At 40.8% G+C, this 24012-nt stretch carries 4 protein-coding genes; all 4 read left to right on the forward strand.

Annotation, left to right across the window (positions count from 1 at the left end):
* The 4 genes from BJP34_RS14335 to BJP34_RS14350 are packed head-to-tail and all read left to right on the forward strand — an operon-like array spanning position 1 to position 24012.
* On the forward strand, positions 1-6705 hold the full coding sequence (locus BJP34_RS14335; RefSeq protein ID WP_070392936.1) for a type I polyketide synthase: 6705 nt from the start codon (positions 1-3) through the stop codon (positions 6703-6705).
* Positions 6702-13685 (forward strand): SDR family NAD(P)-dependent oxidoreductase, encoded by a 6984-nt coding sequence (locus BJP34_RS14340; RefSeq protein WP_070392937.1) that lies wholly within the window; start codon positions 6702-6704, stop codon positions 13683-13685. The genes BJP34_RS14335 and BJP34_RS14340 overlap by 4 nt, the downstream gene beginning before the upstream one ends.
* Entirely contained in the window at positions 13685-20539 is a 6855-nt protein-coding gene (locus BJP34_RS14345; protein ID WP_070392938.1) for an SDR family NAD(P)-dependent oxidoreductase, read from the forward strand. Before BJP34_RS14340 ends, BJP34_RS14345 begins: the two co-directional genes overlap by 1 nt.
* A complete protein-coding gene (locus BJP34_RS14350) occupies positions 20536-24012 on the forward strand; it encodes a non-ribosomal peptide synthetase (RefSeq protein ID WP_070392939.1) in 3477 nt (1158 codons plus the stop codon). The genes BJP34_RS14345 and BJP34_RS14350 overlap by 4 nt, the downstream gene beginning before the upstream one ends.

Genomic DNA, 24012 nt, shown 5'->3' on the forward strand with positions numbered 1-24012 from the left:
ATGAATCAGAAATACCAGAGCGATCTAATAGCTATTATTGGTATAGCTTGCCGGTTTCCTGAAGCGAATGACCACAACCAGTTTTGGCAAAATCTTGAACAAGGAATAAATAGTATTAGTGAAATTCCTTCCCAAAGGTGGGAAGTAGAGAAGTATTATTCTGAGACTCCCGAAACCCCCAATAAAACTATTAGTAAATGGGCAGGACTGATAGAAGGTATAGACCAGTTTGATGCCCAATTCTTTGGTATATCCCCCAGAGAAGCAACAAGAATGGATCCGCAACAGAGAATTATGCTGGAGTTGAGTTGGTCTTGTATCGAAGATGCGGGTTATTCACCATTAGAACTATCTGGAAGTCAAGTAGGAGTATTTATCGGTGCTTGTAACTACGACTACAATGAGTTGCAACACCAAAATGAAAATATTGAAGGGCATACCGCTACAGGAAGTTACACCTGCATCATTCCCAATAGAATCTCTTACTTCTTCAATTTTCACGGCCCCAGTTTGCCTGTAGATACAGCCTGCTCTAGCTCCCTAGTAGCACTTCATCAAGCAGTAAATTCGATTAAAGAAAAAGAATGTGAGATGGCATTGGTAGGTGGAATAAGTGTATTATGTACACCAACAAGTTATATATCCTTTAGTCAACTAGGAATGTTGTCTCCAAACGGACAATGTAAAACTTTTGATAGTGATGCAGATGGTTATGTAAGGGGGGAAGGAGCGGGAGTAGTCTTATTAAAACCTTTAGCCAAAGCACTCTCAGATGGAGATAGAATATACGGTGTAATCAAAGGAAGTGCTATTAATCATGGAGGCAAAGCAAGAACATTAACCTCTCCAAATGTTTATGCTCAAGCTCAGGTATTGCGAGCGGCCTATACAAATGCAAATATTGCCCCCAACACAGTTTCCTATATAGAAACTCATGGTACAGGAACACCCTTGGGAGACCCCATTGAAATAAATGGTCTCAAACGCAGCTTTAAACAATTACATAAACAATACAAAATACCATTGACACAAGAACCTTATTGTGGTCTAGGAGCAGTCAAAACAAATATTGGGCATTTAGAATCTGCTGCTGGCATTGCAGGAATAATCAAGGTTTTGTTAGCAATGAAGCACAAAAAGTTGCCAAAATTAGCAAATTTTAAAGAATTAAACCCCCGCATAGAATTAAAAGACAGCCCATTTTACATAGTTAATGAAACTCAAGAATGGCAACAGTTACAGACGGAAACAGGAGAGATAATTCCCCGACGGGTAGGAGTCAGTTCATTTGGGTTTGGAGGTGTTAATGCTCATGTGGTTTTGGAAGAACCACCAGAACAAGTTAAAAGTCAAAAGTCAAAAGTAGATGTTCTAGAGCGTCCACAACAGATTTTAACCCTCTCAGGGCAGACGGGGAAAGCACTGAGGGGACTAGCAACAAAATATCAAACTTATTTACAATCAAAAACTGAGTCATCGCTACAAGATATATGCTTCAGCGCTAATACAGGGCGGACACATTTTACAGAAAGACTAGCAATAGTAGCAGAATCAAACAGTGATTTACAGAAAAAATTAGCATATTTTCTCCAGGATAATGAGACCAACAGAGTGGTAAAAGGAAAAGCAGAAATTCAGGATAAAGAGATAGCTTTTCTGTTCACAGGGCAGGGGTCTCAATATGTAGATATGGGAAGACAATTATATGAGACTCAACCCACATTTCAGAAAATTCTAGACCAATGCAATGAAATTCTGAAAGAATATCTAGAAGTACCTCTATTAGAAGTTCTTTATCCTCAAGAACCACAAAACTCAAGTTCTTCTTTCCTAGACCAAACTGCTTATACCCAACCGGCTCTATTTGCTTTAGAATATGCCCTCGCCAAGTTATGGGAATCTTGGGGAATCAAACCCAAGGTGGTGATGGGTCATAGTGTGGGAGAATATGTGGCAGCTTGTGTGGCAGGAGTTTTCAGTCTCGAAGATGGTTTGAAGTTAATTGCCATGCGTGGCAGGTTAATGCAGCAGTTGCCTGCTGGTGGCAAGATGGTATCGTTGTTGGCGTCGGAGGAGCGGGTCAAAAAGGCGATCGCGGACTATAGTTCCCAAGAGGGGTATAAGAAGCCTGCTGTAAGCATTGCTGCCATCAATGGACCGGAAAGTATCGTGATTTCTGGTGATACTGAAGCGATCGCAGCTATTTGCAGTAAGTTAGAAGCTGGGGGAGTAAAGACTAAGCAGCTACAGGTATCCCATGCTTTCCATTCACCGTTGATGGAGCCAATGTTGGCCGAGTTTGAAACAGTAGCCAAACAAGTAACCTATAGTCAGCCTAAAATACCACTAATATCAAATGTCACTGGTCAAAAGGTGGGAGATGAAATTACTGCTCCTGAGTATTGGGTGGAGCATATCAGACAACCAGTGCGTTTTGCTGAAAGTATGCAAACTCTTCACGAGCAAGGATATGAATTGTTCTTAGAAATCGGACCCAAACCAATATTGTTAGGTATGGGGCGTCAATGTGTACCAGACGATGTGGGAGTATGGTTGCCGTCATTGCGTCCGGGAGTAGAAGAATGGGAACAAATGCTCTCTAGCTTAGGAAAATTGTATGTAAAAGGTTTGAAGGTAGATTGGTCAGGATTTGATAAAGATTATGCTGCTCAGAAAGTAGCATTGCCTACTTATCCGTTTCAGAGAGAACGATATTGGATAGAGATAGATAACACACAGCATAAAAGCAGATTTTTGTCAAAAAATAAAGGTTTTCACCCCTTACTAGGTGAACGCTTCTACTCTGCAATTCAGCAGCAACAAATCCAGTTTGAATCCCAACTGAGTGCCTCTGAACCAGCCTACTTGAAGCACTATCGGGTATTTGATCAAGTGATATTTCCTGCTGCTGGTTATTTAGAGATGGTATTAGCTGCTGGTGCGACTCTATTCAATTCCCCAAAACTGGTGCTAGAAGACTTAGTAATTCAAAGTGCATTAGTTTTACATCAAGAGAAATTCAAGGCAGTTCAAACAGTTTTAACCCCATTGGAAAATGGAACGTACCAATTTAAAATTTTCAGTGGAGATCAACAAGACAATCAGCAACAGCCTAGTTGGACACTCCACACAGAAGGAAAGCTTAGAGAGCAGAAAATAGATAGTGAACCTACTGTTGCGAACCTAGAAGCTTTGAAAGCAAGTTGTCCTCAACAGATAGAGGTTAAAGACTATTACCAACAATTTCAGGCTCAAGGTATTGACTACGGTGTCAGTTTCCAGGGTCTTAAGCAGCTGTGGTGTGGGGAAGGCCAAGCTATCGGCGAAATTCAATTGCCAGAGGAACTCGTAAGAGATTTGACCAACTACCAACTACATCCAGCACTTTTAGATGTAGGTATGCAGGTGATTGCTGCTGCTATCGGGGAAGACGAAAGTCAGACTACCTATGTGCCAGTATTAATCGAACGCTTGACAGTATACCGTCGTCCTGATACCAGTCTGTGGGCAATGGCATCTGTAGCAATACCATTAAAAGACAACAAAGACAGTTTAAGTGGTCAAATTACTCTCTTGAGTAGCAAAGGAGAGACAATTGCTATAATCGAAGGTTTGCAACTAAAACAAGTCACAAGGGAAGCTTTGCTGGGGAGGGAAGCAGATGAACTCAGCAATTGGTTATATGAAATAGAATGGCGAACGCAACCTCGTTTTGGTCGGCAATTACCACCAGAATATATATTGATTCCAGGAGAAATATCTCGGAAACTCAACCCTTTAGTATCTAAATTAGTCTCAGAAATTGACTTAAATAGCTACAGTCAATTCTTAAGTCAGTTAGAAGCGTTGAGCATTGATTATATTATCCAGGCATTTGTAGAAATGAGCTGGTTATTCCCAGAAAGAGAAAGTTTTTCTAGTCAATCTCTAGCGGAAAAATTAGAAGTTGCATCCCAACATAGACGACTGTTTAACCGTCTGTTAGAGATACTGGCAGAAGTAGAAATTATCAAAGGGACAACAGAGCGTTGGCAAGTAATTAAAACTCCAGGAAAAACTAATCCCCAGGGAAAAAACCAGGCATTGCAGAATCAATACCCTCAAGGCAAGCCAGAACTTACCTTACTAGAGCGTTGTGGCTCTCAACTGAGTGCCGTGTTAAGAGGAACAGCAGACCCACTACAGCTAGTTTTCCCAGAAGGAGATTTAACCACAGCTACCCAACTCTATGAGGAATCATCTGAAGCGCAAGTAATGAATACCCTAGTCCAGCAAGGGATATCAACTGCCTTAGAAAAGTTACCTAAAGACAGAGGAGTAAGGTTATTAGAAATTGGTGCCGGCACTGGAGGAACAACTAGCTTTATTCTGCCTCACCTAAATCCCCAGCAAACAGAATATGTATTCACCGACCTGGGTAGTTTGTTCACTAGCAAGGCCCAGGAAAAGTTCCGAGATTACCCGTTTGTACACTATCAACAGCTAAATATAGAAAAAGACCCAACAGCTCAGGGGTTTGAATCTCATCAGTATGATGTGATTGTGGCAGCGAATGTACTGCACGCCACCACATCTTTGCGTCAGACCTTAGAAAATGTCCGACAACTGCTAGCCCCGGGGGGAATCTTGGTATTGTTGGAAGTGACAACTCGTCAGCGTTGGGTGGATTTATTTGCAGGACTATTAGAAGGATGGTGGAGGTTTGAAGATTTTGATTTACGACCTAACCATCCTCTACTAGAGAGCTATCAATGGCAGCAACTCCTAAAAGAAAATAATTTTCCAGAAGTAGTTATTTTGCCAGGAGTAGAGGGAAATAACCAGGAAGTATTTCCCCAAAGTGTAATTATTGCTCAAGCTTCACCAACCCCATCATCCTTAGCTTTATCCAAACCCCAAGGTTGGTTAATTTTTACAGATCGACAAGGGGTTGGTGAAAATCTGGCAACTCAAATGCGATCGCGAGGAGAAATCTGCACGTTGGTTAAACCTGGGCAAGCATATCAACAGGTAGCTCCAGAAGAATTTACGATTAATCCTGAAAAGCCCGAAGATTTCCAAAAACTGATTTCCCAAGTAACGCACTCAGGGAACTTACATGGAGTGATTCAATGCTGGAGCTTAGAAACACCAGAAGGAGATTTTACCACAGAAGAACTAACCTCAGCATCCCAGATTGGATGTGGTAGTACCTTGTCCTTAGTGCAGGCATTAGTCAAGACTGAATTATCCCGATCCCCTCACCTTTGGTTAGTTACTCAAGGAGCGCAGGCAGTACCAGATAATAATCCTGTTGTGTCAGGCATAGCCCAATCTTCTTTGTGGGGAATGGGAAAAACCATTGCTTCAGAACACCCTGAACTAAAGTGTGTGCGTATAGATTTAGACCCACAGCAAACCGCTAAGGAGCAAGCAAGAATGCTCATGTCGGAAATATTGTCAGAGTCTAGAGAAGATGAAGTAGCATTCCGGCAAGAAAATCGTTATGTGGCAAGGTTAGTGCCCTCTCGGCATACCCAAAAAACTATGGACAAACCCTTAACTGTTCGTAAAGATGCTACATACTTAATTGCAGGTGGACTAGGGGGTGTAGGCTTACTTGTGGCTCATTGGTTGGTCGAAAAGGGCGCAACACATTTAGTGTTAATTGGACGTAGTGGAGTTAAGGAAACTACCAAAAGTCAGTTGCAGGAGTTAGAACAAGCTGGTGCTCAGGTAATGGTGGCGCAAGCAGATATATCTAATTTGGAATCACTAACTAAGGTTTGGTCTGAAATTGAACAAAATATGCCACCATTGAAAGGGGTCATTAACAGTGCCGCAGTTGTGGATGATACCCTAATTGAGTCCCATAATTGGCAAAGATTTGTTAAAGTGATGGCTCCTAAAGTTCAAGGTTCTTGGAATCTCCATCTGCTTACTCAAAATCAGTCTTTAGACTTTTTTATGCTATTTTCATCTATGGCTTATCTTTTGAGTACAGAAGGTGCGGCTAATTATGCTGCTGCTAATGCCTTTCAGCATACCTTTGCTTACTATCGTAAATCCCTAGAGTTGCCAGCAATAACCATTAACTGGGGAGCCATATTAGGAATAGGTTTGGAACCGCAGTTGAAAGCAAGCGAAAAGTTTCAAAATCAAGGAAGAGGAATTGAGCCAATTCTACCTCAGAAAGCAGTAGAAGCTCTAGAACTATTGTTGGGCACTAATGCTATAGGTGTGGGAGTAGCTCCTATAAACTGGTCTCAGTTTATAGAAAAACTGCCTGGAGAAGTGAGTCCACCATTTTTCGAGGATTTAACTGTAAGTCAAACAGAAAAATCCGTTAAGGCGTACCAGCTTTTAGAAAAAATTAAGACTGCATCGACAACAGAAAAAGAAAGTCTATTAGTGGCTCACCTCCAAAGTGAAATTGCTCAGGTGCTGAGGATAAAAGATTCTCAAATAGATATACAACAGCCTCTCAACACAATGGGAGTTGACTCCTTGATGGCATTAGAACTGCGAAATCGGGTTAAAAGTCAGTTAGAAGTCAATATTCAAGTTTCCCAATTTATAGAAGGGGTCAGTATTTCTGAGTTGGCCATTAAAGTCAACGAGCAACTCAGACAGATTGACAGTAATCAAGAAACCAAGTTGGAAAACGATGGACAACTTCTTTCAACAGATATAAATAATAGTGATTGGATTGAGGGGGAATTATGAATATAGTTGAGTTTTTACAAAATTTAAAAATCCAAGGTTGGCAGTTGTGGAGTAATGGAGAAAAAATAGGTTATCGTGCTCCTAACAAAGAGTCAAGTCAGTTAGTGTTATTCCAAATCAAACAGCACAAGACTGAAATATTACAGTTGCTAAACACTCAGCCCGATATTATGCAAGTCTATCCGCTATCATATAGTCAGCAGGCAATGTGGTTTTTGTGGCAATTAGCTCCAGATAGCTGTGTTTATAACATTTCTTTGACTCTTCGCATTTGCTCCCTGGTTAATGTAAAGCATTGGTGTCAGGCTTTCCAAGCTTTAAAGGAACGTCATCCTATGTTGTGTAGCACTTTTCCCCAGCGAGGTCAAAAACCCATTCAACAAGTACATAAACATCAGGAATTAGACTTCTTACAAGTGGATGCTGCCACCTGGAGTAAAGATGAATTAAACAGAAGATTGGTTGAAGCTCATCAGCATCCCTTTGACCTTGAAAGATCGCCAGTGATGCGTATTAGGTGGTTTACCTGTTCTGAGCAAGACCATATATTATTACTGACCATACATCACATTGCTGCTGATGGTTGGTCGCTAGACCTGATTCTCAAAGAATTGCCAATGCTGTATCAAGCACAAACAGCTAGTGTCAAGTTATCCCTTCCCCCTCTAAAGTACTTCTATCAAGATTATGTTGAGTGGCAAAAAGATATGTTAGAGGGACATGAAGGAGAACGCCTCTGGAGCTACTGGCGGCAACAACTGGCAGGGGATTTGCCTGTATTGAATTTGCCTACTGACCTACCACGACCAACCATACAGACTTATAAAGGTGCTGCTCATCATTTCAAATTGTCCGAAAAGCTGAGTGAGCAACTCAATGAAATAACTCAAAAGGAAGGTACAACACTCTACACGACCCTTCTAGCTGCCTTTCAAGTCCTCTTGTATCGTTACACAGATCAAGAAGATATCTTGGTTGGTTCTCCTACCTCTGGCAGAAGTTGTCCTGAGTTTGCTTCTATTGTGGGCTACTTTGTCGAGCCAGTTGTCATGCGAAGTAATTTGTCAGGTAATCTCAGTTTTAGGGAGTTCCTTGCCCAAGTACGTAAAACAGTACTAGAAGCACTGGATCATCAAGGTTATCCCTTTGCACTACTAGTAGATAAGTTATTACCAGAAAGGGACTCGAGTCGTTCTCCAATTTTTCAGGTTCTTTTTATCTTACAAAAAATAGAGGAATGGCAAAAACTACTATCAGGTGAATTGAGTCGCTCATCTGATTGGCATGGAATCAAGGTAGAGCCTTGTGAAAGACCGATTCAGGAAAGTCAATTTGATCTATCCTTAGAAATGATACCGATTAGCTCATGTCTAGGTGGATTTTTTAAGTACAACACAGACCTATTTGACAGAGAAACCATCGCTGGGATGATGGAACATTTCCAGACTTTGTTAGAAGCAATAGTAGCAAATCCCCAAGAAAAAATCTCAAAACTACCCCTAATAACAGCAAAAGAACAACAAAAAGTCCTGCAGGAATGGCACAATACCAAAACAGATTACCCCACAGAAAAATGTATCCATCAGTTATTTGAGAATGTTGTCGAAAAGAACCCAGAAGCAATAGCAGTAATCTTTAAAGATCAACAACTAACCTACACCCAACTCAACCAAAAAGCTAACCAACTCGCCCACCATCTAATCAGTTTAGGCATAACCCCAGAAACACCAGTAGGCATATACATAGACCCAACTCCAGAAAGAATTATCGGACTATTAGGAATCCTTAAAGCAGGAGGAGCTTATGTAGCAATAGATCCAACAGAAAAATCACATAATTTACAGTCAATTTCAGTAATATTAACCCAAAATAATCTCAAATCAAAATGGTACACCTATAGCGAGCAAGATGCTCGCGCTACGGTTGCTCAAATTCTGTGTCTAGACACAGAGTGGGAATCAATAGCCAAACAAAATACAGACAACCCAAACATAGCAACAACAGCCACCAACCTAGCCTATATCCTCAATCAAACCTTAGTAGAACATCACAGCGTAGCTCAACGTTTACAATGGCTACAAGAAACCCTGAAAATAACAAATCAAGACATTCTGCTCCATAAAACCTCTCTGAGTCAAGATGTAGGGATTCTAGAAATAGGTTTACCTCTAATCAGTGGTGGTAGTGTAGTTATAGCTGCCAATGACGAGCCAAAAGAATTACAGAAATTAATCGGCCAGCACAAAGTAACCATAGTCCACCTGTATCCATCAGAACTACCCACCTGGTTAAACACAACTAACTCGGTAACATCTCTGAAAAGTTGGCGTACGCTCCTGTGCAGTGGAGAAACCCTATCAACAGAAATAGCCCACAAATTTCTCCAAAGCTACCCAGTTTCATTACACAATTTCTACAGTCTTCCAGAAGCAGCAGGAGAAATCACCCACTGGTTTTGGTCAGAAAAACCAAAGAGAGGAAAGGTACCCGTAGGCAACCCTGGTCGGTTATCAGTTTATTTACTAGACCAACACCAAAACCCAGTCCCCAAAGGAGTACCAGGAGAAATCTATATCGGAGGTTCCAGTTTAGCCAGAGGTTATCTGCAGCAACAGACATCACTCGAATTTATTGAACACCCCCAATTAGGAAGACTATTCCCAACAACAGACATAGGTCGTTATCACAACAAAGGTTATTTGGAAATAGTCGGAGCTAAACAACGGCAGACATGGATAAAAGGGAAGCGAATAGAACTAGCAAATATAGAAACCGCCCTATTATCAACCCCCCAAGTAGAACAAGCTTATGTACTAGCTCATCAAACCTTATTAGTAGCTTATGTTGTGATGGCCGGAGTCTGGAATCCCCAACAATTACACTCCCAAATTCAACAGCAGTTACCTCCAGACATGATGCCAGGAGCTTATGTTCCCCTGGCTCGCTTACCTTTGACTCACAAAGGAAAAGTAGACGAAGTAGCATTAGAGCGTTTCCCAGTAATTAACCATAACGTAGTGCAACGATGGGAAACACAACTAAAGGCAGTGCCAGAAATAGAACAAGTAGCTGTGGTAGTGCAACAGAAAATTCCACATTTACCACCATTGCATACATCAGACTTGCTGCCATCAGACTTAGTTCCTGGAAATAGACTACTAACAGATTTAGTAACACCTCCAACAAATCCATCTCCTCAACCAGAAGATTCAGACTTAAAAGCACTCGCCTTCAGTGATGGAGGATTGTTGACTATCCCAGAAAATGCTCCCAGAACGTTAACAGAGGCTCTAATTCAAACCGCCACCCAGTTCAAAGAACGCCAAATTATTTATGTACTGGCTGAAGGAAAAGCAGATTTTCAAACCTATGGTTCTCTGTTAGAAGAAGCAAAATCAATCTTGAGTGGCTTGTACCAAATGGGTTTAACAGCAGGGAGTAGGGCAATTTTACAAATTCAATCCCTGCGAGATTACTTTCCCATCCTATGGGGTTGTATTCTAGGTGGGATTAAACCAGTAACGGTAGCAGTAGCCAGCAAATATGAAGAAACAAATGCTGTTGTCAAAAAGTTGTATAACACCTGGGAATTGCTGGAACAGCCACCAATATTAGCAAGTGATTCTGTAATAGAACAGCTAGATGGCTTAAAGAATTTCTTACCTATGTCAAATTTGAAGGTAGTACCAGTGAGCGGGTTACGCAATTATCCAGCCACAGCAGAAATTTATAAAAGCCGTCCAGAAGATGTTGCTTTTTTCCAATTGACTTCAGGTAGTACAGGTGCGCCCAAGTGTATTCAAGAAACTCATAAAGGAATTATTGCTCATATTCATGCAGCTCAACAGTTTAATGGCTATCTAGATAGTGATATATGTCTCAACTGGCTTCCTGTAGACCATGTAGTGCCAATTCTGACTACCCACTTGAAAGATGTTTATTTAGGGTGTCAGCAAATAGAAGTAGCCACTGAGATAATTTTAGGGAACCCCTTAACCTGGTTAGATTTACTTGAAAAGTATGGTGTGACTCACACTTGGGCACCGAATTTTGGGTTTAAATTAGTTAGTGATTACCTGTTAAAAGTTCCTGGTAAAAGTTGGGATTTATCTTCAATAAAATTATTGATGAATGCGGGAGAGCAAGTGACTTTACCAGTGGTAGGAGAATTTCTGAAATTAGTCGCTCCTTATGGTATAACACATCAAGCCATGCAACCAGCATTTGGTATGGCAGAGGTTTGTACTTGCATGACATATCAAAATCAATTCGATCCAGAAACAGGAGTTCATCGAGTTGAGAAATCATCTTTGGGAGGTAAACTGCAAATTGGCCCAGATGATGCCCAAGATACTATTGATTTTATTGACCTAGGTAAACCAGTTCCTGGAGTACAAATTAGAATTACCGATAAAAATAATCAACTGTTACCAGAAGGAGTGATTGGTCGGTTTCAAATTAAAGGGACAGTGGTAACTCCAGGCTACTTGAATAATACTGTGGCTAATCAAGAAGCATTTGTAGGAGATGGTTGGTTTAATACAGGAGATTTAGGGTTTATAATTGATGGTAGTTTAATTGTCACAGGAAGAGAGAAAGAGCAAATTGTGATAAATGGGGTTAATTATTATTGTTATGAAATCGAACAAATTGTCAATCAAATAGAAGGAGTAGAGCCAACTTATGTAGGGGCTTGTGGGTTGACATCAGCTGAAAAAGGAACAGAGAAGTTAGCCATATTTTTTACACCACAAAACTCTGGCAAAGAAATAGATATAGAACTGATTAAAAAAATTAAAGGTCAAGTATCTGCAAATATAGGTATTAATGCAGATTATGTCATACCCCTAGAACGTCAAGATTTTCCGAAAACAACAAGTGGAAAAATTCAGCGCTCCCTAATGAAAAAAATGTTGGCGAAGGGTGATTTTGATAAATTAATCAAACAGCTAGATGTTCAAGAGGAAAATAGCCATACAATTCCTGACTGGTTCTATCAAAAAACATGGCAACACAAACAAGGAAATTATCTGCCACACAAATTCAGCCAATTTGGAGTGGCTTTAGTATTTATAGATAACTTAGGATTAGGTCAACAAGTCTGCCAAAAGTTAGAAACGAATTGTCAAGCTTATGTGCAGATAGAACTAGGAGAAACCTTCAAAAAAATCAATAACAATCACTATATAATTGCTCCAGATGTACTGGCAGACTATCAACAACTCTACCAATATCTAGAAGCAGAAAATATCCCAATCGGAGCAATTATTCACCTGTGGCATTATGATAACTATACTGGTAATGCAGAAAATCCTGACACAGACACTCTAGAAACAGCACAAAAAACCGGAATTTATAGCCTTTTATTTATTCTACAAACCTTTGGTAATCATCAGGAAAATTATCCAGTACGACTGCTGTATGTTGCCAATAATAGTCAGTCCCTCAATCCCAAAGAAGCCATTGCATATCAAAAAGCAACAGTACCAGGTTTGTTGAAAACTATCCCGATGGAAAACCCCCACTGGCATTGTCGGCATCTAGACTTACCACAAGACTCATTAGAAGTCAATAGCCATCGGATACTTGAGGAACTCACTATTGATGCCAAAGATTCAGAAGTAGCTTATCGAGATGGAGAGCGTTGGGTATCAGGTCTGGAGAAAATCGACCTACCTTCCTTATCCAAACAACCATTACCATTTAAAGCTGGAGGCACTTACCTTATCAGTGGCGGTTTAGGAGGAATTGGTGTTGAAATTGCTAAGTATCTCCTGGAACATTATCAGGCTAAACTATTGCTTTTAGGTCGTACACCTCTACCAGATAGCAACAGTTGGGAAACTTATTTACAGCAAGGGGGTAAACTAGCAGAGAAAATCAAAGCTTACCAACAATTACAACAACTAGGTGGTGAGGTGATTTACCAAGGGGTGGATATTTGTAATCTCACAGCAGTGCAGGAGGTAGTACAGCAAACCTTGTCTGGATGGAACACTCAACAACTGGATGGGGTGATTCATCTAGCAGGGTTGATGCAAGAGCGTTTGCTGAGGGAGGAAACACCAGAAAGTTTAGCTGAGGTGTTACGCCCTAAACTTATAGGAACTTTGGTATTACATCAATTGCCAGAATTGCAACCAAAGAGTTTGTTTATTAATTTTTCCTCTATTAATGGTTTCTTTGGTGGCACAACGGTGGGAGCTTATGCAGCAGCTAATAGTTTCTTGGATGCTTTTTCTGACTATCAACGTGAGATGAGTCAGTTACAAAGCTATTGTTTAGCTTGGAGTATGTGGGATGAAATGGGGATGAGTCGAGGTTATCAAATGAAGCAGTTAACTCAAGCTAAGGGTTATCTAGCAGTGGGATTATCTCAAGGTATGTCTTCACTATTAGCTGGTTTATGCCATGACCAACCCTATTTAATGGTGGGTTTGGATGGTAGTAATCTTAATATCAGAAGGTTGACTTCTACTTCGGATAGTCTGCAACAATTAACAGCTTACTTTACGACTAACGGTAAAGGTAAACCTAATGTGAGTGTTCTGGAGCTAATGGTACAGGATGCAGTGGGTAAACCTAGTAGTTGTGCTGTGGTGGAGTTGGCTCAAATGCCTTTGACTGAGGGTGGGGAAATTGATATAGGTTTACTTCGAGAGAGTAATTTGGGTCGTTCAACTAAAGAAAGGGTAAAGCCCAGGAATGAGACGGAGCGTCAAATTGCTCAAATCTGGCAGGATTTGTTAGGGGTATCCCAGGTGGGTATCTATGATAATTTCTTTAAGTTGGGGGGCAATTCTCTTTTGGCAACTCAGGTCATTTCTCGCTTGCGTCAGGCTTTTGGGATAGATATACCCTTAACTACTTTGTTTGAAAGCTCTACCATAGCCCAACTAGTGGAGGTTTTAGTTGAGCAACAGTTGGAGCAAGTAGACAGTAATATACTCGAACAAATTTTAACTGAGGTTGATGGATAATGAATGATATCAAAAAACGTTTGGCTAATCTTTCGCCAAAACAACGAGAACAGGTATTGGAAAAGCTTCGACAGCAGCAGTTAATCCAAACTGCCAAGGAAAGTCAAGTTATTCCAGTGATTTCTAGGGAACAGGAAATTCCCCTTTCCTACAGTCAACAAATGATGTGGTTCTGGCATCAGCTCTTGCCAGATAATCCACTATATAATATGCTGGTGAGTCTACAACTAGAAGGTCAGCTCAAGGTAACAGTCTTAGAGCAAAGCCTGAACGAAATCATCCGACGACACGAAAACCTACGCACCTGTTTCCCCTCAGTAGAGGGAAAACCCATACAAGTCATTTCTCCAGAAGCCAACATCAATCTATCAAAAGTAGAATTACCATCATCACCAGAACAATCAATCCAACTCAAACAACTAGCCACCACAGAAGCAGAAAAACCCTTTGACTTAGCCCACGGCCCCCTGCTGCGTGTCACCCTAGTACAACTTAGCCCAGAAACTCATATATTAATGTTAACGATGCACCATATAATATATGACGGTTGGTCTATAGGCATACTAGCTAGGGAACTATGTACATTGTATGAAGCCTACAGTCAAGGAAACCCCTCCCCATTATCAGAACTACCCATTCAATATGCCGACTACGCCCACTGGCAACGACAGAAACTCACAGCAGAGGTATTAGAAAAACATCTGAGCTACTGGAGACAAAAATTAGCAGGAGTTTCCCCTGTATCCCCCCTACCAAAAGACCGACCACGCCCAGAAGTGCAAAGCTTCCAGGGAGGAGCAGAAAAATTTCAACTCAATCAGAACTTGACACAAAAACTCACGCAACTAAGTCAGGAGTCAGGTGCAACATTATTTATGACTCTGTTGAGTGCATTTTTTGTCTTACTGTATCGTTATAGTGGAGAGTCTGACCTAGTAGTAGGTTCAGCAATTGCTAACCGCAACCGAGTCGAAATTGAGTCCTTAATTGGTATGTTTGCCAACGTCCTTGCACTTCGTTCTCAGTTTTCAGATGACTCTAACTTTACCGACTTGTTAACTCAAGTCAAACAAACAACTCAAGAAGCCTATAAACATCAGGATTTACCCTTTGAAAAGCTAGTAGAGGAACTTTTGCCAGAAAGGAACTTAAGCCACAACCCTCTGGTGCAGGTGGTATTTAACCTCGTAAATGTAGCGTCAATGAACTCTTGGGATTTACCAGGATTAAGGGTGACTCAGAGGGAAGAAGATATCAGCACTGCAAGAATGGATTTGGAGGTGCATCTGTGGGAAGCAAAATCTGGCCTAGAAGGCTATTTGATTTACAACACAGATCTATTTGACAGAGAAACCATCCCTGGGATGATGGAACATTTCCCAACCCTACTAAAAGCAATAGTAGCAAATCCCCAACAAAAAATCTCAAAACTCCCCCTAATAACAGCAACAGAACAGCAAAAACTCCTGTACGAATGGCACAACACCAAAAAAGATTACCCAGCAGACAAATGTATCCATCAATTATTTGAGAGCGTTGTTGAAAAATCCCCAGATGCAGTAGCCTTAGTATTTGAAGACCAACAACTAACCTACTTCCAACTCAACCAAAAAGCTAACCAACTCGCCTACCATCTATTAAGTCTAGGCATAACCCCAGAAATACCAATAGGTATATACATAGACCCTACTGTAGAAAGAATCGTTGGTTTATTAGCTATACTCAAGGCAGGAGGAGCTTATGTACCATTAGACTCCAACAATCTACAGAATTTGCCATCAATTTCAGTAATATTAACCCTAGAATACCTCAAATCAAAAATTCCTGACTCCAATGCTCAAATTCTGTGTCTAGACACAGAGTGGGAATCAATAGCCAAACAAAATACAGACAACCCAAACATAGCAACAACAGCCACCAACCTAGCCTATATCCTCAATCAAACCTTAGTAGAACATCACAGCGTAGCTCAACGTTTACAATGGCTACAAGAAACCCTGAAAATAACAAATCAAGACATTCTGCTCCATAAAACCTCTCTGAGTCAAGATGTAGGGATTCTAGAAATAGGTTTACCTCTAATCAGTGGTGGTAGTGTAGTTATAGCTGCCAATGACGAGCCAAAAGAATTACAGAAATTAATCGGCCAGCACAAAGTAACCATAGTCCACCTGTATCCATCAGAACTACCCACCTGGTTAAACACAACTAACTCGGTAACATCTCTGAAAAGTTGGCGTACGCTCCTGTGCAGTGGAGAAACCCTATCAACAGAAATAGCCCACAAATTTCTCCAAAGCTACCCAGTTTCATTACACAATTTCTACAGTCTTCCAGAAGCAGCAGGAGAAATCACCCACTGGTTTTGGTCAGAAAAACCAAAGAGAGGAAAGGTACCCGTAGGCAACCCTGGTCGGTTATCAGTTTATTTACTAGACCAACACCAAAACCCAGTCCCCAAAGGAGTACCAGGAGAAATCTATATCGGAGGTTCCAGTTTAGCCAGAGGTTATCTGCAGCAACAGACATCACTCGAATTTATTGAACACCCCCAATTAGGAAGACTATTCCCAACAACAGACATAGGTCGTTATCACAACAAAGGTTATTTGGAAATAGTCGGAGCTAAACAACGGCAGACATGGATAAAAGGGAAGCGAATAGAACTAGCAAATATAGAAACCGCCCTATTATCAACCCCCCAAGTAGAACAAGCTTATGTACTAGCTCATCAAACCTTATTAGTAGCTTATGTTGTGATGGCCGGAGTGTGGAACCCCCAACAATTACACTCCCAAATTCAACAGGAGTTACCCCCAGACATGATGCCAGGAGCTTATGTTCCCTTGTCGAGTTTACCTTTGACTCACAAAGGAAAAGTAGACGAAGTAGCATTAGGGCGTTTCCCAGTAATTGACCATAACGTAGTGCAACAATGGGAAGCAAAACTCAAAGCAGTGCCAGAAATAGAACAAGTAGCAGTGGTAGTGCAACATAAAACACTAAAATTGCCACCATTGCATATATCAGACTTGCTGCCATCAGAACAAATAAAACTGCCGAATCATGGTGCAACTCCCGTAGAAGAAAAGTCATCTCCAACAACAGAATTACAAACCCAATCAACATCCCGAAAGCAAGCCATCAGTGAAGGAGAACCAATCAAGTGGCCTAAAGATGCACCAACTAATTTAGCACAAGCATTAGAAAGAGCAGCTCAAGAGCACGGGGATACAAGTCTGATATATATTCAGTCAGATGGAGAAGTAATTACTCAAACCTATAGTGAGTTGTGGGTAGAAGCTCAAAGAATATTAGGAGGGTTGAGGCAATTAGGTTTAAAACCTCAAGACAAAGTAATCTTTCAGTTAGAATCAAGTCAAGACTTTATCAGTGCATTTTGGGGTTGTGTGTTAGGAGGATTTGTACCAGTACCAGTATCAATACCCTCTAGTTATGACCAATCCCATAGTAGTCTGAGCAAACTACACAATACTTGGCAAATGTTAGGAAAGCCTTGGGTACTCACAGATAACAAATTAGCATCATCTGTGCGTGGGTGGTCACAACGTATGAATTTAGGGAAGTTTGTGGTTGAAACTTTGGAACAGTTACGAGGTTTTGAACCAGATCCAAAGATTTACAAAAGTCAACCACAAGACCTGGCCGTTTTGCTGTTAACTTCTGGTAGCACTGGGATACCTAAAGCAGTAATGCAGGAAAACAGCAAGCTATTGAGTATGACTGCTGGTACAATTGCCATGAACCAATTTTCTAGTCAGGATGTCACCTTGAATTGGATGCCGATGGATCATGTAGGAGCATTGGTATTTTTAAGTATTATGGCAGTTGACTTAGGATGTCAGCAGATTCATGTACCGACACAATTGATACTGCAAAATCCACTCAAGTGGTTAGATTTAATTGATTGTTATCAAGCAACAATTAGTTGGGCACCAAATTTTGCATTTACTCTTATTGGCGATCGCGCAGAAGAAGTGACAAAACGACACTGGAATTTGTCTTCAATGAGATTTTTAGTCAATGCAGGAGAGGCGATTGTTACTAAAACTGCTAGAAACTTTCTCCAACTTTTAAGCTATTATGGTTTATCGACAAAAGCTATTCATCCAGCTTTCGGAATGTGCGAGACTTGTTCCGGAATTACATGGTCTAACAGTTTTTCTCTTGAATCATCATCTGATGAAGATAAATTTGTTGAACTTGGTCCACCAATTGCGGGGGCATCTTTGAGAATTGTTGATGCAAATCAACAAGTAGTTCGTGAAGGAGTTATTGGGTTTTTACAAGTAAAAGGCGCATCAGTGACATCAGGTTACTATGAAAATCCCACGGCCAATCAAGAAGCTTTTACCACAGATGGTTGGTTCAACACAGGAGATTTAGGCGTTCTCAAGAACGGAAGTTTAACTATTACCGGCCGACAAAAAGATGTAATTATTATCAACGGGTTAAACTACTACAGCCATGAAATCGAATCAGCAGTAGAAGAATTACCAGAAATAGAAGTTTCTTATACCGCAGCTTGTGCAGTCAGAGAAACTAACAGCAATACCGATAAATTAGCCATATTTTTCCATAGTGAAAAAACCGAAGAGACAGAGCTATTAGCTTTATTGAAAAACATCAGAGAACAAGTAGTCAAGAGAATGGGAATTAACCCAGATTATTTAATACCCCTAGAAAAAGACTGGATTCCCAAAACTTCCATCGGTAAGATTCAACGAACTCAACTAAGTCAAAAATTTGCCACAGGAGAATTTATTGAAATCTTAAAACGGATAGATTTAATCACGGAAAATAACAACACAATTCCCGAATGGTTTTATCAAAAAACATGGTGGCGAAAACAAGGAGATGCTCGACCACAAAAACTCGCCAAAAATCAAGTAAATTTAGTATTTATAGATAAGTTAGGATTAGGTCAACAAGTCTGTAAAAAGTTAGAAAATAATTCTCAAGCTTATGTGCAGATAGAACAAGGAGAAAACTTCAAAAAAATCAATGCTCATCACTATATAATTGCACCAGATGTTAAAGAACACTATCAACAACTCTACCAATCTCTAGGAGGAGAAAATCTGCAAATCGGAGCAATTATTCATCTGTGGCATTATGATCAATATACTGGCACTGGAAAAATTCCTGACACAGAAACTCTAGAAACAGCACAAAAAACAGGTATTTATAGCCTTTTATTTATCCTACAAACCTTTAGTAATCATCAGGAAAATTATCCAGTACGACTACTGTATGTCGCCAGTCTAAGTCAATCTCTTGAACCCAAGGAACTCATTGCATATCAAAAAGCAACAGTACCAGGTTTGTTGAAAACTATTCCGATGGAAATCCCTAACTGGCATTGTCGGCATTTAGACTTACCACAAGAATCATTAGAAGTCAATAGCGATCGGATACTAGAGGAACTAACTATTGATGCCAAAGATTCAGAAGTGGCTTATCGAGATGGAGAGCGTTGGGTATCAGGTATCAAGAAAATTGACCTACCTTCAAAACCCAAACAACCATTACCATTCAAAGCAGGAGGCACTTACCTCATTAGTGGCGGTTTAGGAGGAATAGGGGTAGAAATTGCCAAGTATCTCCTGGAACATTATCAGGCTCAACTATTGCTGTTAGGTCGTACACCCCTACCAGATAGCAACAGTTGGGAAACTTATTTACAACAAGGGGGTAAGCTAGCCGAGAAAATCAAAGCTTACCAACAATTACAACAATTAGGTGGTGAGGTGATTTACCAAGGGGTAGATATAGGCAATATAACAGATGTGCAGGAGGTAGTACAGCAAACCTTGTCTGGATGGCACGTTCAACAACTGGATGGGGTGATTCATTTGGCCGGGTTGATGCAAGAGCGTTTGCTGAGGGAGGAAACACCAGAAAGTTTAGCTGAGGTGTTACGTCCTAAACTGATAGGAACTTTGGTATTACATCAATTGCTAGAAAAGCATCCCAATAGTTTGTTTATTAATTTTTCCTCTATTAATGGTTTCTTTGGTGGCACAACGGTGGGAGCTTATGCAGCAGCTAATAGTTTCTTGGATGCTTTTTGTGACTATCAACGTTATCAGAGTCAGTTACAAAGCTATTGTTTAGCTTGGAGTATGTGGGATGAAATGGGGATGAGTCGGGGTTATCAAATGAAGCAGTTAACTCAAGCTAAGGGTTATATAGCAGTGGGATTATCTCAAGGTATGTCTTCACTATTAGCTAGTTTATGCCATGACCAACCCTATTTAATGGTGGGTTTGGATGGTAGTAATCTTAATATCAGAAGGTTGACTTCTACTTCGGATAGTCTGGAACAATTAACAGCTTACTTTACGACTAACGGTAAAGGTAAACCCAATGTGAGTGCTCTGGAGCTAATGGTACAGGATGCAGTGGGTCAACCTAGTAGTTGTGCTGTGGTGGAGTTGGCGAATATGCCTTTGACTGAGGGTGGGGAAATTGATATAGGTTTACTTCGAGAGAGTAATTTGGGTCGTTCCACTCAAGAAAGAGTCAAGCCCAGGAATGAGACGGAGCGTCAAATAGCTCAAATCTGGCAGGAGTTGCTTGGGGTATCCCAGGTGGGTATCTATGATAATTTCTTTGAGTTGGGCGGTAATTCTCTTTTGGCTACTCAGATGATTTCGCGCTTACGACAGGCTTTTGAGATGGAACTGACTTTACAGCGTTTATTTGAGTCACCAACTATTGCTGGCATAGCTAAACATATTGAAGTGCTGCGTCAGCTTGCCCAAGACAAGACTGCATTAATTTCTGAAATTTATAAAACAGATGAAGAATATGAGGAGGAATTGTTATGAAAACAGTTGATTTTGTGTCTTACCTGCAAAATTTAGGTGTCAAACTTTGGATAGATAATGATCGACTAGGCTATCGTTCTCCCAGGGGAGTAATGACAGCAGAGCTGAAACGAAATCTAGTGGAGCGCAAAACAGAAATTTTAGAGTTTCTTCTGGAAGTAGAAAAAACTCAGGAATCTGTGGCTAGTTCTATTCAACCAATTTCTAGGGAAGAGGCAATACCCTTATCCTATGCACAACAAAGGCTATGGTTTATTGAAAAAATGGCCTTGAGTAGCAACGCCTACAATGTACCCTTAACTCTACATCTAGTAGGGAAATTGGACTATGTAGCCCTACAAAAAAGTCTGAACCAAATCATCGCTCGCCATGAAACCCTGAGAACCACCTTTAGTGAAATCAATGGCACACCAGTACAAATAATTAAACCCTCTTTTGAACTAAAACTACCCATAATTGACCTCACTGGGTTAACACCATCTCAGCAAACCAGTAAACTCCAACAACTATTCCAACAAGAAAACGAACAAATATTCAATCTGGAAGTAGACCCCCCCATACGCGCTCAGTTGTATCAACTAGGAATAACAGAAAACATACTGCAAATCACATTACATCACATAGCAAGCGATGGCTGGTCACTCACAGTGTTACCCAAAGAACTCTCAGCCATTTACACTGCTACACTAGAAGACAAACCATCCCCATTACCCTCACTACCCATACAATATGCCGACTTTGCAGTTTGGCAAAAGAACTACTTACAAGGTGAAACCTTAGAGACCCAACTCAACTACTGGAAACAAAAACTCCAAGACTTACCACAACTACAACTACCCACAGACCATCCCCGACCTCCAGTTCAAACTTTTAATGGAGCAGGTATACCGATAAAGATACCAGCAACACTAACATCAAAGGTTAAACAACTCACCCAAAAGCAGGGAACTACCCTATTTATGACCCTGTTAGCAGTCTTTAAAGTATTGCTGTCTCGTTACAGTGGTCAAGAAAGTATAGCAGTAGGAACACCCATAGCTAACCGCAACCGCAGAGAAATAGAAGGGTTGATCGGTTTCTTTGTCAACTCCCTAGTCATGTACACAGACCTGGGAGGGGAACCTAGTTTCACAGAAGTATTAAACAGAGTCAAACAAACAGCTCTAGAAGCTTATGGTCACCAAGACATACCCTTTGAGAAGTTAGTAGAACAGTTGCAGCCAGAACGGTCTCTATCGCAAAACCCCTTATTTCAGGTGGTGTTTGCCCTTCAGGAGAGTGAACACATGAAACCATCCTTCAGCCTGCCTAACTTAGAGGTAGAGTTAGGCTGGGATCGATGGATGGGAGATAAAATGACAGTGCGGATGGACTTAGAGTTACATCTTTGGCTAGAAGGAGAAGAAATCAAAGGATTATGTGTTTACAACCGAGACTTGTTTGAAACAGAAACAATTAGTCGGATGGTGTCACATTATGAAAACTTACTATCAGCAGCAGTAGAGACTCCAGAGCGACTTATTAGCCAGTTGCCATTAATGAAAGAGTCCGAGCTAGACCAAATACTGGTAGAATGGAACAATACCAAAACAGATTACCCCACAGACAAATGTATCCATCAGTTATTTGAGGAACAGGTCGAAAACAACCCAAATTCCATAGCAGTAGTATTTGAAAACGAAAAGCTGACCTATTCAGAATTAAATGGCAAAGCCAATCAACTAGCCCATTATTTACAAGGTTTAGGAGTGAAGCCAGAAACCTTAGTGGGCATATGTGTAGAACGTTCAGTGGAAATGGTAGTAGGTTTATTAGCTATACTCAAAGCCGGAGGAGCTTATGTGCCACTAGACCCCAGCTATCCCTCAGAACGTTTAGCCTATATGGTCTGTGATGCCAATGTCTCTGTATTACTCACCCAGGAATCATTAACCACATTATTACCAGAACATCAAGCTCAGATAGTGTGTTTGGATAGTAATGACAACCTATGGTCTGACCATTCTACAACTAATTTGAGCAGTGAAGTTAAACCATCAAACCTGGGTTATGTCATTTATACTTCCGGTAGTACTGGTAAACCAAAAGCAGTAGCCATGAGTCAAGGTGCTTTGGTTAACCTGCTCCATTGGCAACAACAGGAAACAGTCGTTGGTCAAGGGGCAAAAACCTTACAATTTGCTCCTATCAGCTTTGACGTATCCTTCCAAGAAATATTCTCTACCTGGTGTGATGGGGGGATTTTAGTGTTAGTGTCTGCCGAGTTGAGGCGAGATCCAAAAGCATTGATCGGGTTCCTAACTGAGAATCAGGTAGAGCGACTATTTTTACCTTTTGTCGCTTTGCAACAGTTAGCAGCAGTGGCTTATGAATCCCAAAACCTTCCACCATTAAGGGAGGTGGTGACAGCAGGAGAACAGTTGCAAGTGACTCCAGACATTGTAGAGTTGATGAACCGACTCCCTTACTGTAGACTGCAAAATCAATACGGACCATCAGAAAGCCATGTGGTTTCTGCTTACACATTAGAAGGAGATGTAGATAACTGGCCAACACTGCCTCCCATTGGTCGTCCGATTGCCAATACTCAACTTTATGTTCTTAGCAGTGAGCAACAACCAGTACCAGTGGGGGTTCTAGGAGAACTTTACATTGGTGGAATAGGTTTGGCAAATGGTTATTTGAACCGCCTAGAATTAACAGTCGAGAAATTCATTGCCAATCCTTTTGAGAACTCAAAAGCCACAAAATTATATAAAACAGGAGACTTATGCCGTTTTCTAGCTGATGGCAATATAGAATTTTTAGGACGCCTCGACCACCAAGTCAAAGTGCGAGGATATCGGATAGAAACGGGAGAAATTGAAACCTCCCTAACTCAACATCCTATAGTCAAAGAAACAGTAGTATTAGCCATCGAAGACAACCTAGGTAATAAACGTCTAGTGGCCTATTTAGTGCTAGAAACCGAAACTCCAGCTAGATCAAACCCAGAAGTATCAGAGACAGAACAAATAAAGAAATTGAAACAGTATCTGAAAGAGCAGTTGCCGGAGTATATGATACCAAGCGGGTTTGTAATCTTGTCACAACTGCCACTAACTCCCAGTGGTAAGGTAGACCGTAAGGCATTACCTGTACCGGATAATGTTAGTAGTGTGTCAACGGAGTTTGTGGCTCCTGAGACGGAGACACAGAAGGTTTTAGCAGAAATTTGGGCAGAAGTGTTGGGAATAGAAAAGGTAGGAATACATGACAATTTCTTTGATTTGGGGGGTCATTCTTTGCTGGCAACTCAAGTTGTGTCTCGAATACGACAAGCCTTTGATATAGAGTTTCCTTTAAAGAAAATATTTGAATCTTCTACAGTGGAAAGTATAAGTAAGTATATAGATACCTGTATTTGGGCAGCCAAAACACATCCAATTACCCAAGGTAACACAGCTAACAAACGGAATCAAGGAGTTCTCTAG

The sequence above is a fragment of the Moorena producens PAL-8-15-08-1 genome, from assembly GCF_001767235.1.
Classification (GTDB): domain Bacteria; phylum Cyanobacteriota; class Cyanobacteriia; order Cyanobacteriales; family Coleofasciculaceae; genus Moorena; species Moorena producens_A.